We start from the raw sequence: 14,762 nt of genomic DNA, 5'->3' as shown, positions 1-14,762 counted from the left end.
CACGCTGATGGAGCAGCGCGGCGTCCACATCGACCACATTGCCGAGATCGTCATGTTTCTGCAAAAAGACTACATTTCCGACCTCTCCATGGACACGTGCCGCGAAAGCGTACGGGCCGTATTGAAGAAGCGGGAAGTGCAGAACGCCCTTTTCACCGGCATTCAGCTCGACATGCTGGCCGAAGAAAAGAAGCTGCTCCCCCCGCTTCAGGACATCATCGCGTCGGATGAACCGCTCTACGGAGTGGACGAAGTGCTGGCGCTGGCCGTCGTGAACCTGTACGGCAGCATCGGGTTCACCAACTACGGGTACGTGGACAAGGTCAAGTACGGCAAGCTGCGGGAGCTAAACGACAAGCGCTTTGGCGTCCACACGTTTCTGGACGATCTGGTCGGGGCCATAGCCGCCGCGGCGTCCAGCCGCATCGCCCACCGCCAGAAGCAGGCGGAGGAAGACTGCCTACCCTCCGATTCTTCGCAGCCAGTCCGCTAGATCGGATGCGATGTGCGTCGGCCGGCAGGGGTGCGTGTCCACGTCCTCCCTCGTGGAGTAACCGGTCAGGACCAGCAGGCTGTCCATGCCCGAGCGGTTTCCCGCAGCTATGTCGGTATCCAGGTTGTCCCCGACGATCAGCGTCTCCCCGGCGGACGTGCCCAGCCGCGCCAGCGCGTAGTCAACGATGATGCGCTCCGGCTTGCCGACGACCACCGGCTTGACCCCGGACGCCGTGGAGACGGCCGCCACCAGCGAACCGTTGCCGGGAAACAGTCCCTGTTCCGTCGGCAGGGCGGCATCGGCGTTGGTGGCGACCAGTGTGGCCCCCTGCCGGATCGCCCGGGCGGCCGCCGTCAATTTGTCGTAATGGAACGAACGGTCAATCCCCACCACCACGTACCGGGGGCTCTCCTCGCTCATGACAAAGCCGCTGGCCGTCAACTGCGCGATCAGTCCCTCCTCGCCGATGACGTACACCGGCGTGCCGGCCGGGGCCTGCTCCCTGAGAAACTGGGCGGTCGCCATTGCGGAGGTGTAGACCTCTTCCGGCTTCGCGTCGATGCCCAGCCCGGTCAAGCGCGCCGCCACCTGCTCCGGCGAAGCGGACGCATTGTTGGTCAGATACAGGTACGGAATGCCCTGTTCGCGCAAATGCCGGACAAACCGGGCGGCTCCCGGAATTGCCTCCCTGCCGCGATAAATGGTTCCGTCCAGATCCAGCAAATACCCCTTGTACTTCTTCATGCTACGTCATCCTTTCCCCGTTCACAACAAAATCCACCCGGCGACGAGTGGATTTACGCACGTTGTCATTCGTTTAGGCCTGCCGCGCTTCCTTGATTTCAAACACGCATTTGTCTCCGCCCTTGGCCATGCAGGAGGTCTGTACCACGTCGGCTTTCAGCACGCGGCGGAACAGGGAGAGCTCGCAGTTGCACGCCTGGTTGAATTCGCGCGCCACCTGGGAGATGGGACAGTTGTACTCGCGGATGCGGTAGCAGCCGCTCTGTTCGTCCTTTTCCCACTCCACCATGTAGCCCTTCTCGTTTTGCAGTTCGGCCAGCTTGGCGACCCGCTCTTCCAGGGCCTCCTGCTGTATCTGCTTGCGGTATGCTTCTTCCAACCGGTTCTCCCGGCGGCGGAACAGCATTTCCACTTTCCCGGTTCCGTCCATGGCTTCCAAATCGCGCAAAAAGTCGAGCGTCAGATGAGAGTAGTTGCGCGGAAACAGCTCATCTGCCTCCTCCGACAGCGAGTAGACATTGGTCGGGCGTCCCATCGCCTGGCGTACCAGCGTCGATTTGATCAGATTGTCCCGCTCCAGCGTATTCAGATGGCGCCGCACGGCCATCTCCGTGATCCCCAGCTCGACGGCCATGTCGCTGACGGACAGCGAGCCTTTTACCTTGAGCATGTTGAGGATCTGGTCGCGGGTGGAAGTTCCTTCGTTGGCCATCGTAATCACCGCCCTTTCTCTCTATTGTAGCGAATCGGGCCTCTTTAGTAAACAAAAGAAAACGTTTTGTATAAAAAATCCGCGATTCACGCGTCAAAACAGTTCGTTTTGCAGATACGTGCGGACAGCGGGTTCGAACTGGCGAAGCGTCGGCAGGCTGTTTTGCACCAGCGCCACCATCTCCGCCGCCGGTACACGGGTATACTGGTTGACCAGATGACGGCGGAACTCCACCACGTCTGTCAGCACCCGCGCCTGCTCGTCGCTGATCACCCGCTCGTCCCGCAAAATTTCCACGATGTCGGAATAGCTGCCGGGATCGCGCATGATAAAGCCGTCAATCAGCGCGTTGCCCACGTCGATCACCGCCTCGATGGACAGATGCAGCGCCCTCTCCATCGCCGCCTCGGCCACGTCGTCGGCAAGAACGTTCTCCGCTCCCCGGGCCGCCAGCTTGTCCAGCAGGTCGAGCATCCGGGACAGGTGAGTCAACACTTCGTCGATCTTTTTCGTATTTACGTCGTACATCGAGAGATCTCCTTTATCATTTTCGCTTTTTCGCTGCCCATTTTGCGTAGAATACGGTAATGGCAAACGTCAGCACCAGCACCAGAAGAACCAATTCCCCTTGCCGCAGGTAGGAATCGTTCATCGCCTTCACCTCTTTTCATCCATCAGTATACCAAAATTGTCTGGACTGTCACGAATCCCCCTCTCATTTGTGTTACAATGAGGGGTGAGTTTTTGGCGGCACAAGGGGAGGATACGCAACTGTGGAACGCGAACTGGCACTGGAAGTGGTGCGTGTAACGGAAATGGCGGCGCTGGCCTCTTCCCACTGGTTGGGGCGAGGCAGGAAAAACGAGGCCGACGAAGCGGCGACGAGTGCCATGCGCGCCATGTTTGAGACGATCAACATGCGCGGAACGGTCGTGATCGGCGAGGGCGAGCTGGACGAGGCGCCGATGCTCTACATCGGCGAAAGGCTGGGCCATCCGGACGCGACCGGTCCGGAGGTGGACGTGGCCGTCGATCCGTTGGAAGGCACCACGATTGTCGCCAAAGGACACAACAACGCCATGTCGGTGGTGGCCATCGGCGACAAGGGGACGCTGCTGCACGCCCCCGACATGTACATGAGCAAAATGGCGGTGGGCAGGCGGGCCGCCGGCAAGATCGGGCTGGACGACCCGGTGGAAAAGATGATCGAAGTGGTGGCGGAAGCGAACAACAAGCGCATCCAGGACGTCACCGTGATCATCCAGGAACGGGAGCGCCATCAGGCGATCATCGATGCAGTTCGGGACAAAGGGGCGCGCGTCAAGCTGTTTGGCGACGGCGACGTGGGCGCGGCCATCGCCGCCTGCATGCCGCATACGGGGATTGACCTGTTTCTCGGCACAGGCGGTGCGCCGGAAGGAGTGATCAGCGCGGCGGCGATCAAATGCCTCGGCGGCGACATGCAGGCCCGGCTCCGGCCGCAAAACGACGCGGAACGGCAGCGCTGCATCCGGATGGGGCTGGCCGATCCGGAGCAGCTGCTGACCCTGAACGATCTCGTCAAAGGAGACGACGCGATCTTCGCCGCCACCGGCGTCTCGGACGGCGAACTGCTGCAGGGCGTCCGCTACCTCGGCGACGACATGGTGGAGACCCACTCCATCGTGATGCGCGCCCAGACCAAGACCATCCGTTTTATCCGCGCGCTGCACAATCTCACCCACAAGCCCAATCTCGTATGGAAGTAAGGGGGAAGGAAATGGCCAACGACCTGTTTTTCCTGTACGACGAGACCGAGGAGACCAAGACCCGGTTCGTCAGCTTTATGGGCGAAGCGACGCGCTTTGATCTGGCGATAACGACCACCAACCGCTTTTACGGCAAAAAACTGGTGATCAACATCCAGAACGGCCGCTCCGCCATCATCGGCGACGACGATCTGAAAGAGGAAGGCTACCTGGAGTACGCCTTCAACCTGAACGAAAAGGAAGCGGAAGAACTGCGCTCGTTTTTGCATACCGTGATTTACTGATCCGGGACTGTACACGGTGCATCACTTGGGCAAATCGACACGGGGGAATCCGCCCGCCTGCTGCCGGATAGAAGCAGGCTGCTTGCATGGATACGGGCGGAGACGACCGGGGATTCAACGAACCTTTCTCACGCCAAACAAGGGACGGCCTGACATAAAGGCTCGTCCCTTTTTCACCGCACGATGAGGGCTCGGCGTGTTAAAAACTTTTTTGTAGTTAAGTAAAGGAAGGATATCCCTGGTCAGAAACGTTTTCATTTCCGGTACACCCGCCCATTTCCCTGCGGACAACGCTCCACCCGGGCAGATGTCTCGTATACTGCAACTACAAAGCAGACAACACGAGAGGAGTGCCACATCGCGCGATGCAACCGTATCCCTCCGAACAATCAGGCGATTTTCCGTACGAGTCGCGTAGCCATCAACACCACAGGGAAGATCTGGCCGCCCCGGTGTTTTGGCGGCGGCGGAGAAGGCATCCCCGGTTTGATGTCATCATTCCGTTTGTCTTCCCGTTCGGCGGTTTCTACCCGTATTATTCCTACTATCCACCGTTTCCCTACGCTCCCTACCCATTCTACCCGTTTTATCCGTATTGAGGCTGCCGTGTTGTACCGCCGGCGTGACGGCATGTCGGAGACCCAAGGCATCGATCCGCGCTCAGCGGACGGTGCCTTGTCGCGTTTTTACGCGGGTGTCTCCCGTGCTGGCGATCCTGCTTTTGGTCGGCATGGGCGGAGCGCTGTATGCCTTTTACCGGATATTCCTGATCCTGTTTTGATGTGCGGACCGCGACAAAAAACAACAGCCCGATCCATCGGATTCGGGCTGTTTTCAGGTCAACTGCCAGTGGGCTGGTTTACGATTCCCGTTTTGGTTGGTTGGGACCGGCCGGGATCTTGTCCCGTTCGCGGTTGGTTCGCGGCGCATTCTGACGGCGTTCTTTTCCGCCGTCGCGTCCGCTTTTTTCCCCCTTGGCAAACTTGCTCTTGTTGTCTCCCCGCTCCTGGCGGCCGCTGCGCTCTGCGGATGGGCCGTTCCGCTCGGTTCGTTCCTGTCTGCCGTGGCGCGGGTGGAAACGGCGGCGTTCCTTTCGTTCGATATACAGGGATTGTTCGTCCCTGTCCGATTCCTTGCGCTGGTCGGCGTCCGTCCCCTCGTCTCCGGCATCCGTTTCCTGCCCATGCTGACCCGAGACAGGCGAGGCCGGTTTTACCTTTTTCAGCACGAAATAGGGACAGCCGAAGTTGCAAAACTCGTGCAGGTATTCATCCAACGCGGCGATTCGCTGCTCGAACGGCACTTTGCGGTTGGTGTTCTCGTAAAACCCGCGCAGGCGAAGCTGGCCGTATCCCCAATCCCCCACGATGTAATCGTACTTGTCGAGAATGTCGCTGTAGCGTTCCTTGAACGCTTCCGGGTTCCACCCGTCGCGATTTTCCTCCATGACCTCGTAAGTACCGGCTGGCGTGCGAATCAAGTCCGCTTCCTCCTTACACTTGCATACTACGTCCATCTTATCACATTTTTCGCAGGGGGAGATAAAATTCCCACGAAAACAGCCCCCCCTCGGGGGACACCCTACCTGTAGGGGGTGGAACCATTGAAAAAAACATGGCTGTTTCCCGTAATCGCAGGTCTAGCTTTGGTCGCGTCCGCTTGTACGCCAAACGCCGCTCCGAATGACCGCCAACAAGGCACGACGGTTCACCAGGCCGCTCCCCGCACGCAGTTCGACGGCGTCGGCGTGCGGAACTACGACGGTGTCGGCGCGCGTCCTTTCGACGGCCTCGGTACGCGTCCCTTTGACGGTTTGGGTGTGCGCAATTACGATCTGGGCGTGAGAAACACTCCCTACGGCACCGACTACCACAACTACAACGCGTACACCAGCGGCGCCCGTTCGTACAATGCCTTTACGGACGACGGCCGGCGCCCGCTTGACGGCATTGGCGCCCCGTCCATCTATCGCGCCCGCAACGGCGCGGGCGTGATGGCGACGACGATGCCGCGATTGGGCTATGCCCAAATCGACCGGAAGCACGTCCGTACGGCTGGAGGGAACAATGTCTTTGTCGACCGGGAAGCGCTGGCCCGCGCCGTGGGCAACGTGACCGCTACCTGTCCGGGCGTGGACCGCTCCACTGTTCTCGTCACGGACGAGGAGATTTTCGTCGGCCTCAACACGCTGGGCGACAACGCCCGCACGGCCAAGGAACAGGCGCGCATGGGCGCCCAGTCGATTGCGCCGCGCTACTACAAGGTGTATGTGACCGACAACGCGAACGACATCGCCGAAATCTCCCGGATCGCGAGCCGCGCGAGCAATGTCTCGATGGGGCGCGCCGACGAAGAACGCAGCGTGGATGCCCTGATCAAGCGGATGGGCGGCATGGTGGACGGCGAAGAAATGAGGACCAAAGGCTCCAGGATGACCACAACCACCCGCTAACGGCAACAAACCCCTATGTCTGACATAGGGGTTTGCGTTTTTCCTTGGTTATTTTGCCTGGGCGATCGTTTCCTTGGCGGCGTTGGCCTGTTCGTGGGCGTGGTACGAGCTGCGCACCAGCGGTCCCGCCTCCACGTGGCTGAACCCGCGCTTCATGCCCTCTTCCTTGAGGCGGGCAAACTCGTCGGGATGGTAGTACTTTTCCACGGGCAGGTGCTTTTTGGTCGGCTGCAGGTACTGGCCGATGGTCATGATGTTGACGTCGACCGCGCGCAGATCGTCCATGGTTTCCAGAATCTCCTCGAACGTCTCGCCTACCCCGATCATCAGGCTGGACTTGGTCGGGATGTCCGGCTGCAGTTCCTTGGACTTTTTCAAAAGCGCCAGCGTCCGGTCGTACTTGGCGCGCGCCCGCACGCGGTCGGAGAGGCGGCGCACCGCTTCGATGTTGTGGTTCAGCACGTCAGGCCGGGCATCCATGACGACTTTGAGTGCATCCCAGTTGCCCATGAAGTCGGGGATCAGCACCTCCACGGAGGCGAGCGGCAGGCGGCGGCGAATCGCCTTGATCGTCTCCGCGAAGATCATCGCCCCGCCGTCCGCCAGATCGTCGCGGGCGACCGAGGTGACGACGACGTGTTTCAGCCCCATTTGCTCCGCCGCTTCCGCCACGCGTTCCGGCTCGGCCAGGTCCAGCTCCGTCGGCAGGCCGGTCTTCACCGCGCAAAACCGACAGGCCCGGGTACATATATCACCCAAAATCATGAAGGTGGCCGTACGGTTGGCCCAGCATTCATGAATGTTGGGACACTTTGCTTCCTCGCATACGGTATGCAGCGTCTTGCTGCGCATGGTCTGCTTCAGTTCCTTGAAGTTGGCCAGTTCTTTTCCTGATACAAGGTTGATCTTGAGCCACTCCGGTTTGCGTTGCGTCATTGGGCTCACTCCTCATTGGACTTGGTCATCCTCCATTATAGAGGAACGCCTTTGGGGGGAGCAATATCCGCTCCCGTTTCGGGTGTACGGACGCCCGCCCCGCCAGACGCCCGGACCGGTGAAGCCAGATGCATGAACCGGGTGAGGCCCGCCGCCCCTGTCCCTTTCGGCCGCTTTACAGCCGGTGCACCATGTGCCGGTCCGATCCCCGCAGGTACGGCTCCAACAGCGTCAGCTCCCGCTCCTGGCAGGTGAACAGGAACACCTGATGCTCTTCGCTCAGTTCCGCCACAAAGGTCAGCGTCCGCTTCAGCCGCTCCTGATCGTAATGGGCGAAATGGTCGTCGAGAAACAGCGGCAGCGGCTCCGTCTGCCGGCTGACGAGGCGCAGCAGCGCCACCCGCTGCGCAAAGTGGAGCTGATCCTGCGTGCCCAGGGAGCACTGTTCCTGCTCCACGACCAGATGCCGGTCGGGTTCCAGCAGCCGGACCGCAAACCGTTCGCGCGGGTCCAGCCGCACGTCCCGGTACCTGCCGCCCGTGATTCGCGCCATCACATCGGAAGCCAGTCCGTTCAGGACAGGAGAGACGTCCCGATTCCATTCCGCCAAAGCCTCCTGCAGCGTGTCGCGGGCGAGCTGCAGCGCTTCCCTCCGCATCTGCAGGCTGCGCAGGACGGCCGCGGCGTCCTCGTACTCGCTGCGTGCCCGCGCAACCGATACCGCGTCATGGCTCCCCATCTCGCCCGATGCCCGGGCGATCTGCTCCCGCAGCTCCTGCAGCCGCTCTTCCGTCTCCCTCAGCGACTGCACGAGACCGTCCCGTTCCCTGTCACGTTCCGCTTTTTCCGCTTCCAGCAAGGAGCGCAGCGCATCCCCCCAGCGGGCAAGCAGCCGCGCTTCCTCCTCGCGCCGCTTCCACTCCGCCGCCTGCCTGTCCGCTTCCCGCTGCCGGCTGCGGTTCATCTGTTCTTCCCGGAGCAGGAGGAACGCGTCCCAATCAGCCGCGTTCCATTCCCGATAGATGTCGCAAAGCTCCGCTTCCAGGCGGTCCGCCTCCTGCTGCAGGCGCCGCCACTCCTCGATGACGGCCGGCACGCGCTGGTTTCCGCGTGCGCGTCTGCGGCTCCACGCGCCCACCGCAGCCAAGAAGACAGCCAGTACGCTGGCGATCCAGCCAAACGCGCCTCTCCCTGCCGCAAAGGCGCCCGCCGCCAGCGCCATCAGCAGACCGCTGCCCGCCCACAACAGCCGGTGTGCGGAAAGCCCCCCGGCGGCTTTTCGTCCCTGCCGCGGCCGCTCCGTTCCGGCGATGGCGGATGCGGCCAGGCGGTTCACCTGTTCCCGGCACGCTTCCCACGCCTTGCGCAGCTCCACGGCCCGCTGGTAGGCCGCTTCCAGCCGTTCCCGTTCCGCTCCCGGCTCCGTATCGGCATCGGGGACAGACCGGGCGGCCAGCGCAGCCAGCCGCTCCCGCGTCTCCCGGTGCAGGCGGCGCTCTTCCGCCGTGACGGCATTCCGCTCCCACTCCTCCCACTGTTCAGGGGAAGGAGGAACGTGGCTATGCCGCCAGCGCGCCTGCCACTCCGCTTCTTCCTGTTCCATCCTCTGCAGGCGCTGCCGCAGCTTCTCCCGCGCCCGCTCCCGTTCCTTTCGCTCCGCTTCCCAATCCGCGATGTGCCGGGCCAGCCTGCTCGCAGCAGCCCACCCCGCTTCCGCTTCGGCCAGGGCACGCTCTTTTTCTGCGACGCGGGCGCCTGCTTTTCCCAGCAGCGTATTTTCCGCCCGCTCCTTTTTCCCGATGGCCGCCAGTTCCCGCTCCAGCTCCGCCAGGACCCGGTTGACAGCCGGGTCGGCTTCGTCCGTGCCCAGCGAGGGCAGCAGGTGCTCCGCCGCCGCCATCGGCTCCCGCCTGATCCAGGTGACATCGGTAAACAGGCTGCGCGTCAATCCGAGATGCAGCTCGAGAAAATTGCGCTCCTTTCGCCGGTCTTCCTGGTACAGGCCGGTTACCTCCGACCAGTCCGGATTGAGAAACAGCCGCGCCTGCTCCCGCTCCTTTTCCAGCCAGCGGTGCAGCCGGTAGGATTTGCCTGCCACTTCGTACTGGACAATGGTTTCGTACGCCCCGCCGTCCCAGGGCAGGTACTTCTCGTATTCCGGCAGGTAGCGGGCCGTCCGGACGTAGTCTTTTTTCATCCCGTACAGCGCGGCAAACAGCCCCTGCAGCAGGGTGGATTTGCCCGCTTCGTTGGGGGCGCAAAACAGGTTGATGCCCGGGGCGAAGCGGAATACCGCCTCACGCCATTTGCCGAATCCCCGGAGCTGCAGTTCGTCGATTCTCACCGCATGATCCCCCCGATTCGCGCCAGCGCTTCCCGGCGGGCCATCCGGACGACGTTACGGCGCCATTCGTCGGCCCCTTCCGCCTCCGCTTCCGCTTCTGCCAGCTTGGACAGCCACCTGCCCCAGACGCCGGACTGGGCTTGCAGGTGTTCCGCGTCCAGATCGGGCCAGGTGCGGTCCGTGCACTGCACGAAAAAGAAGCGGGACAACCGCTGCTCCAGCACCTCCACCGGCGGCGTGAAGTGGACGGGCCGCTCCCCCGTCAGCGTCAGGTACAGCAGGCGGCCGTCCCCCTCGTCGGCCAGCTCCCGCTCCAGCACATTGACGAGCTGTTCCGTCGTCTCCGCCCCCGCCACGTCCACCTCCCGCCTGGAGATGATGCGGCTTTGCACCGGCACGTGCTCCAGCCGGAGGCGTCCGTCTCCGTCCAGCTCACCCAAAATGACAAAACGCTCCCCCGCTTCTTTGGCGGAAAGCCCTTCCGGCGAACCGGGATAGGCGGCAAACGGCGTCTGGCTGATCGGGTGGAGAAACACGGCCGGCTTGTGGATATGGCCCAGCGCGATGTAGTCCATGCCCGCCGCAGCCAGTTCTTCCAGCGTCACCGGCGCGTACGGATGATGCCCGTCCGCCCCGCCGTTGACCACGCTGCCGTGCAGCACCATCAAATGGTGACGGTACCCGTGCAGCCGGCCGGGAAAGGCAGGCAGCGGTGATTCGTACACGTGCGGCTGGGGAAAGCCCCATCCGTAGACGACGCAGGATTTGTCCGGGAATTCGTACGCCCCCCATTCCGGCGTAAACCAGAAGACATTGCCCGGCCACTCCAGCGTCTGGTAATAGGAGTCGGGATGCCACGGATCGTGGTTGCCTGGCGCGATGCAGACCGGCACCGGTGCCACGCTGGCAAACAAATCGCGCAAAAAGAGTGCGGTGGAGCGCCTCCCTCCGTGGTATTCCAGCAGGTCTCCGGCGATCAGCCAGAAATCGGCCTGCCTGGCCAGCACCAGGTCGCGGATGGTCCGCATCGTCCGGCGAAAGTCGTCCTGCCTGAGCTCGTACAGGGCGGACAGCGTCTGAAGCGGCGCATCCAAATGGACGTCCGCAGTATGGATAAACCTCAGCATGTGAACCTCCCCGACATGACAGCGCCCCGCTGCCGTGATACACTTTGGTCAACGGATGAATCGTCACGCGAACATATTTTCCCTTTCATGATACAGGAAAAAACAACCGATTGAAAAGGAGCGATTGCGATGCGCATAGCGTATCTGGACTGTTTTTCCGGGATCAGCGGCGACATGCTGCTGGCCGCGCTGGTGGACGCGGGGGCGGACCGCGGCCGGATCGAACAGGAACTGCGCAAACTGCCGCTGGGGCCGTTTCGACTGGAGTGGAAAACCGTCGTCAAAAAAGGCGTCAGCGCACTAAAACTGGACGTCGTCGACGAGGAGCAGGAACGCGCCCGCGAGCTCAAGAAGCTGCCCGTTCTGGCCGGCCGCCATCACGGGCATGGCGACCACGGACATGAGCATGACCACGGGCATCATCATCACGACCACGGCCATCACCACGAACACGGCCATCACCACCGCCGCTACAAGGAGATCGCCGAGATGATCGATGCGGCCGAACTGGCTCCGCGAGTTGCGGCCCGGGCTCAAGCCGTGTTTGAAAAAATCGCGGTCGCCGAGGCAAAAATCCACAACATCCCGGTGGAAACGGTCCACTTTCACGAAGTGGGGGCGCTGGACTCGATCGTGGACGTTGTCGGGATCGCCCTGGCCCTGGAAGAACTGGAGATCGACCAGTTGTACGCCGGTCCCGTCCCCACCGGAAACGGCTATGTCCGCTGCGACCACGGGCTCTATCCGGTCCCCGCTCCGGCGACGATGGAGATGCTCAAAGGCATTCCCCTGCGCCGCACCGACATCCAAAAGGAGCTGACCACGCCCACGGGGGCGGGCGTCGCGGCGGCCCTGGTTCGCGAGTTTGGGCCGCTGCCGGCGATGAGCGTGGAAGCGATCGGCTACGGGGCCGGCACGCGCGATCTGCCCGACCAGCCCAACGTCCTGCGCGTGCTGATCGGCCGTCCCTGATGAGCAAAAAAACAGCCTTGCCCGCTTTTCCGGCGGACAAGGCTGTCGTTTTTTCGCTAGCGGAGCAGGCGAATAAACTCGCGCATGAATCCCGGCAGATCCGGCCAGGCGTGAGCCGACACCAGATTGCCGTGCACGTGCAGCGTGTCGGTTTTGTAAACGGCGCCGCACGCCTCCACATCGGGACGGCATGCCTGGTAGGCGGTCATTTCCCGGCCGCGCAGGTGTTCCTTGACCAGGGCCAGGACTTGCGAGCCGTGGCAGATCACCGCGATCGGCTTGTTCGTTTCAAAGAAGTGGGCGAGGATCGGCTTCAGGTGTTCGTTCAGCCTGATGTACTCCGGTGCCCGTCCCCCGGGAATGATCAGGCCGTCGTACTCTTCCGCCTTGACGTCGGCAAACGCGACGTGGGAAGACAACTGGTAGGCGGGCTTTTCTGTGTACGTCTCGCTGTGGGCTTCAAAATCGTGACATACCGTGTGCAGCGTCTTTTTGGCGGGGGAAGCGATCACCGCTTCGAATCCCTCTTCCAGGCAGCGGTAGTACGGATAAAAGACTTCCAGTGCCTCTACCGCGTCACCGGTGACAATCAACACCTTTTTACTCATCGCACAGCCTCCCTGCGTCTTTCTGAGGAATCTCTTCCTCTCTTTTCCATTTCTCCACGCCGCCTTCTTCCTCCTGCCTGGTTTGCGCCTTCGCGGATTCCGCCAGCAGCAGCGCCTGCTGGTACACCTGCTTCAACGGCACCCCGGCCTGCTTCGCCAAACGGGCGCAGACATCGTATTCCGGCGCCGCCTGCACCCGCTCTCCCCGGTGGTAGCCCAGCTTGACCGGCACGTCTCCCCACGGGGTAGTCGCGGTGACGACGCGGCGGGCCAGCCTGTGGCAGGAAACGGGAAAATACCGAACGCCAAAGGTGGTCGTCTCCCGAAACAGGATGGATTTCAGTTCGTCCAGCCGGCTGCCGTAGCACAATGCCTGCAGCAGCACACCGGGACGGCTCTTTTTCATCGTCGCGGGCAGAAAGTGGACGTCGTTGGCTCCCGCCGCCAACAGCCTGTCCAGCACATGGGCCAGCCACTCGGGACTGCTGTCGTCCAGATTGGCCTGGAGCAGGTACATTCCTTCGTCAATGTGCTCCTCTTCGTGCTGCCGCCGTTCCTTGACGACGGGCACGTCGGTCCCGTCACCCCGCGCTTCGCTCTCCAGCCGGATCACCGCCACCCCTTCCCCGTGCTCCACCCGCGCAAGCCGGCCTTCAAGCCGGGCGAGCGGCCGGGCGCCCACGGCCTGCAGCCACAGCATGGCAAGCGGGGAGAACAGCGCCCAGGGCCAGTCCTCTTCACGGATCATCCAGCCCTCGAGCAGCGTGAGCAGGGGAACGGGCAGACCGGCGGGGACGGGCAGGCACTGTACCCCAAGCGCGACACGCCGGCCGTTTTCCGGAAGAAGCGTCATCAGCGTCCGCAGCGCCGCCACTTCCGCCGCCCAGTCGTCCTCCCGGCAAAACGGCCGGTACGCCGCAGCGCGATTCAGGATGTCCGCGACCCGTTCGTTCGCGGAGAAACAGTCCGTTTCCCCGGCGGGCAGCAGGCGCCTCAGCGGTTCGGCCAGTTCGCGCAAAAACAGCGGCCGTTCGCTGCGTATGACCAATCTCATCATCACCCATCCCTCCGGCACGGTTCCTTTTCTTGCATCATACACCAATTCTTCTTCCGGCGCCTGCCATTCCGTCTGCCATTTGGCAAAAAGTAATGCGGATAAAGCGGGGAAGCTGGCAGAAACTACAACGAGAAACTACCTGGCTGGAGGGAGACGGAATGTTTGTTTTCCGCCTAATCGTTCAGATCAGCTTGTGTTTGGCAGTTGCCGCCTGTCCGCTGTCTTCCGCTGTAACGGCTGCTTCGTCCGTCTCGTCCGGCACTCAGGCCGATCCCGTCCTCAAGGAGCGGCTGGAGCTGTTCCAGCGGATGGAACTGGTCTACGGTATCCCCTGGCCGTATGTGGCGGCCATTGATCAATACGAGCGAACCATGCAAAAGCGGTCCAAACAGGAGCCCCCTCAGAAGGAGCCGGAGCGCTTGACCGCGATCGACATTCCCCCCGCCCTGTGGTGCGGAGAACTCAATCCCGAGGACGACGACACGGATCCGGTTTCCATCCGCTTTTTTGGCGGAATCGGGGCAGACGGGGACGGAGACGGAAAAGCGGACCGCACCAACGACATGGACGTGCTTGCGGCGATGATCCGCTTCCTCGCCTCGTACGGCTTCCAGCATGACGACTGGCGCATCGGCTTGTGGGCCTACTACAAGTGGGATTGGGCGGTCAAGACCATCACCCAGTTTGCCGCCGTTTACGACAAGTACAAGCGGCTGGATCTGGACGGCCACCACTTCCCCATCCCCAAGCGGTACAACTACAGCTACCACAGCACGTGGGGCGACCCGCGCGGCTGGGGCGGGCGGCGCATCCACGAAGGGACGGACATCTTTGCCGGATACGGGACGCCCGTGCTCAGCACAGGGTACGGCGTGATCGAAGTGGTCGGCTGGAACCGGTACGGAGGGTGGCGCATCGGGATGCGGGACATGGGCAACGTCTACCACTACTTTGCCCACCTCTCCTCTTTCCGAAAGGGGCTGAAGCCGGGAGACATCGTCGAACCGGGGGAAGTGCTGGGCTACGTCGGCAGTTCCGGCTACGGCAAACCGGGGACATCCGGCAAGTTTCCCCCCCACCTGCACTACGGCATGTACCGGGACAGGGGCTACAGCGAATGGGCATTTGACCCGTATCCCTATCTGAAGCGCTGGGAACGGCAGATGTACAGCAAAAAGAAGCGGTGAAAAGCCGCTTCTTTTTTTGCGTCCGCCCCAACCGAACGGCATCGTTCCTCGACGGGAAAACGGCCGTTGGTTCGTTTGACACATGTGGCGCGTTT

Annotated in this window: 16 protein-coding genes; 6 read left to right on the top strand and 10 right to left on the bottom strand. The window is 62.1% G+C overall.

Annotated elements, in window-relative coordinates; genetic code table 11:
- The first annotated feature begins 7 nt into the window (after positions 1-7).
- The gene (locus tag A6764_RS04920; protein WP_044900443.1) at positions 8-493 is read left to right on the top strand and encodes a phosphatidylglycerophosphatase A family protein; all 486 of its coding nucleotides are present in this window, start codon (positions 8-10) and stop codon (positions 491-493) included.
- Here A6764_RS04920 and A6764_RS04915 read toward each other — a convergent pair.
- From A6764_RS04915 to A6764_RS04900, 4 genes are all read right to left on the bottom strand, one after another.
- On the bottom strand, positions 461-1,240 hold the full coding sequence (locus A6764_RS04915; protein WP_029098384.1) for a TIGR01457 family HAD-type hydrolase: 780 nt from the start codon (positions 1,238-1,240) through the stop codon (positions 461-463). The genes A6764_RS04920 and A6764_RS04915 overlap by 33 nt on opposite strands.
- Before the next feature lie 73 nt (positions 1,241-1,313).
- Positions 1,314-1,952 carry a helix-turn-helix transcriptional regulator gene (locus tag A6764_RS04910; RefSeq protein WP_044900442.1) on the bottom strand — a complete coding sequence of 213 codons (639 nt, stop codon included), beginning with the start codon at positions 1,950-1,952 and terminating at the stop codon, positions 1,314-1,316.
- A gap of 93 nt (positions 1,953-2,045) precedes the next feature.
- Positions 2,046-2,480 carry a type VII toxin-antitoxin system HepT family RNase toxin gene (gene hepT / locus A6764_RS04905; RefSeq protein ID WP_044900425.1) on the bottom strand — a complete coding sequence of 145 codons (435 nt, stop codon included), beginning with the start codon at positions 2,478-2,480 and terminating at the stop codon, positions 2,046-2,048.
- 16 nt (positions 2,481-2,496) lie between these two features.
- Positions 2,497-2,604 carry an amino acid ABC transporter permease gene (locus A6764_RS04900; RefSeq protein ID WP_065067190.1) on the bottom strand — a complete coding sequence of 36 codons (108 nt, stop codon included), beginning with the start codon at positions 2,602-2,604 and terminating at the stop codon, positions 2,497-2,499.
- Between the two features lie 121 nt (positions 2,605-2,725).
- On the opposite strand from A6764_RS04900, the gene glpX reads away from it, so the two are divergent.
- Positions 2,726-3,700, top strand: a complete 975-nt coding sequence (gene glpX / locus A6764_RS04895; RefSeq protein ID WP_035299547.1) for a class II fructose-bisphosphatase — start codon at positions 2,726-2,728, stop codon at positions 3,698-3,700.
- An 11-nt stretch (positions 3,701-3,711) separates the two neighbouring features.
- Positions 3,712-3,984, top strand: coding sequence for a DUF3055 domain-containing protein (locus A6764_RS04890; protein WP_029098379.1), 273 nt, complete (start codon positions 3,712-3,714; stop codon positions 3,982-3,984).
- An 859-nt stretch (positions 3,985-4,843) separates the two neighbouring features.
- On the opposite strand, the gene A6764_RS04885 is transcribed toward A6764_RS04890, so the two are convergent.
- Complete coding sequence (locus tag A6764_RS04885) at positions 4,844-5,464, bottom strand: YutD family protein (protein ID WP_083989816.1); 621 nt, start codon at positions 5,462-5,464, stop codon at positions 4,844-4,846.
- Positions 5,465-5,578: 114 nt separating this feature from the next.
- Here A6764_RS04885 and A6764_RS04880 point away from each other — a divergent pair, with 114 nt between their 5' ends.
- Positions 5,579-6,436 (top strand): YhcN/YlaJ family sporulation lipoprotein, encoded by an 858-nt coding sequence (locus A6764_RS04880; protein ID WP_255309690.1) that lies wholly within the window; start codon positions 5,579-5,581, stop codon positions 6,434-6,436.
- 48 nt (positions 6,437-6,484) lie between these two features.
- Here the strand turns inward: A6764_RS04880 and lipA are convergent, their stop codons facing one another.
- The 3 genes from lipA to A6764_RS04865 form a co-directional block, all read right to left on the bottom strand.
- Positions 6,485-7,372, bottom strand: coding sequence for a lipoyl synthase (gene lipA / locus A6764_RS04875; RefSeq protein ID WP_029098374.1), 888 nt, complete (start codon positions 7,370-7,372; stop codon positions 6,485-6,487).
- Positions 7,373-7,547: 175 nt separating this feature from the next.
- A complete protein-coding gene (locus A6764_RS04870; RefSeq protein WP_264622432.1) occupies positions 7,548-9,716 on the bottom strand; it encodes an ATP-binding protein in 2,169 nt (722 codons plus the stop codon).
- Positions 9,713-10,843: a metallophosphoesterase family protein gene (locus A6764_RS04865; protein ID WP_264622431.1), complete on the bottom strand. Its 1,131-nt coding sequence runs from the start codon at positions 10,841-10,843 to the stop codon at positions 9,713-9,715. Before A6764_RS04865 ends, A6764_RS04870 begins: the two co-directional genes overlap by 4 nt.
- 129 nt (positions 10,844-10,972) lie before the next feature.
- Here A6764_RS04865 and A6764_RS04860 point away from each other — a divergent pair, with 129 nt between their 5' ends.
- Positions 10,973-11,815, top strand: a complete 843-nt coding sequence (locus A6764_RS04860) for a nickel pincer cofactor biosynthesis protein LarC (RefSeq protein ID WP_065067194.1) — start codon at positions 10,973-10,975, stop codon at positions 11,813-11,815.
- 56 nt (positions 11,816-11,871) lie between these two features.
- Here A6764_RS04860 and A6764_RS04855 read toward each other — a convergent pair whose 3' ends face one another.
- Together A6764_RS04855 and larC are read right to left on the bottom strand one after the other, a co-directional pair.
- Complete coding sequence (locus A6764_RS04855; protein WP_029098370.1) at positions 11,872-12,423, bottom strand: DJ-1/PfpI family protein; 552 nt, start codon at positions 12,421-12,423, stop codon at positions 11,872-11,874.
- Positions 12,416-13,480, bottom strand: a complete 1,065-nt coding sequence (larC, locus tag A6764_RS04850; protein WP_255309692.1) for a nickel pincer cofactor biosynthesis protein LarC2 — start codon at positions 13,478-13,480, stop codon at positions 12,416-12,418. Before larC ends, A6764_RS04855 begins: the two co-directional genes overlap by 8 nt.
- 158 nt (positions 13,481-13,638) lie before the next feature.
- Between larC and A6764_RS04845 the strand changes: the two genes are divergently transcribed.
- Positions 13,639-14,667: a M23 family metallopeptidase gene (locus tag A6764_RS04845; RefSeq protein ID WP_035299535.1), complete on the top strand. Its 1,029-nt coding sequence runs from the start codon at positions 13,639-13,641 to the stop codon at positions 14,665-14,667.
- Positions 14,668-14,762 lie beyond the last annotated feature (95 nt).

It is taken from the genome of Brevibacillus sp. WF146, assembly GCF_001673705.2.
GTDB classification, from domain to species: domain Bacteria; phylum Bacillota; class Bacilli; order Brevibacillales; family Brevibacillaceae; genus Brevibacillus; species Brevibacillus thermoruber.
The sequence above is the reverse complement of the archived record's forward strand: the minus strand, read 5'-3'. Positions and strand labels throughout refer to the sequence as shown.

Coding starts and splice junctions, on each gene's coding strand:
- larC (WP_255309692.1), bottom strand. CDS start 13,480: ATGATGAGATTGGTCATACGCAGCGAACGGCCGCTGTTTTTGCGCGAA.
- A6764_RS04860 (WP_065067194.1), top strand. CDS start 10,973: ATGCGCATAGCGTATCTGGACTGTTTTTCCGGGATCAGCGGCGACATG.
- A6764_RS04900 (WP_065067190.1), bottom strand. CDS start 2,604: ATGAACGATTCCTACCTGCGGCAAGGGGAATTGGTTCTTCTGGTGCTG.
- A6764_RS04915 (WP_029098384.1), bottom strand. CDS start 1,240: ATGAAGAAGTACAAGGGGTATTTGCTGGATCTGGACGGAACCATTTAT.
- A6764_RS04910 (WP_044900442.1), bottom strand. CDS start 1,952: ATGGCCAACGAAGGAACTTCCACCCGCGACCAGATCCTCAACATGCTC.
- hepT (WP_044900425.1), bottom strand. CDS start 2,480: ATGTACGACGTAAATACGAAAAAGATCGACGAAGTGTTGACTCACCTG.
- A6764_RS04865 (WP_264622431.1), bottom strand. CDS start 10,843: ATGCTGAGGTTTATCCATACTGCGGACGTCCATTTGGATGCGCCGCTT.
- A6764_RS04920 (WP_044900443.1), top strand. CDS start 8: ATGGAGCAGCGCGGCGTCCACATCGACCACATTGCCGAGATCGTCATG.
- A6764_RS04845 (WP_035299535.1), top strand. CDS start 13,639: ATGTTTGTTTTCCGCCTAATCGTTCAGATCAGCTTGTGTTTGGCAGTT.
- lipA (WP_029098374.1), bottom strand. CDS start 7,372: ATGACGCAACGCAAACCGGAGTGGCTCAAGATCAACCTTGTATCAGGA.
- A6764_RS04890 (WP_029098379.1), top strand. CDS start 3,712: ATGGCCAACGACCTGTTTTTCCTGTACGACGAGACCGAGGAGACCAAG.
- A6764_RS04855 (WP_029098370.1), bottom strand. CDS start 12,423: ATGAGTAAAAAGGTGTTGATTGTCACCGGTGACGCGGTAGAGGCACTG.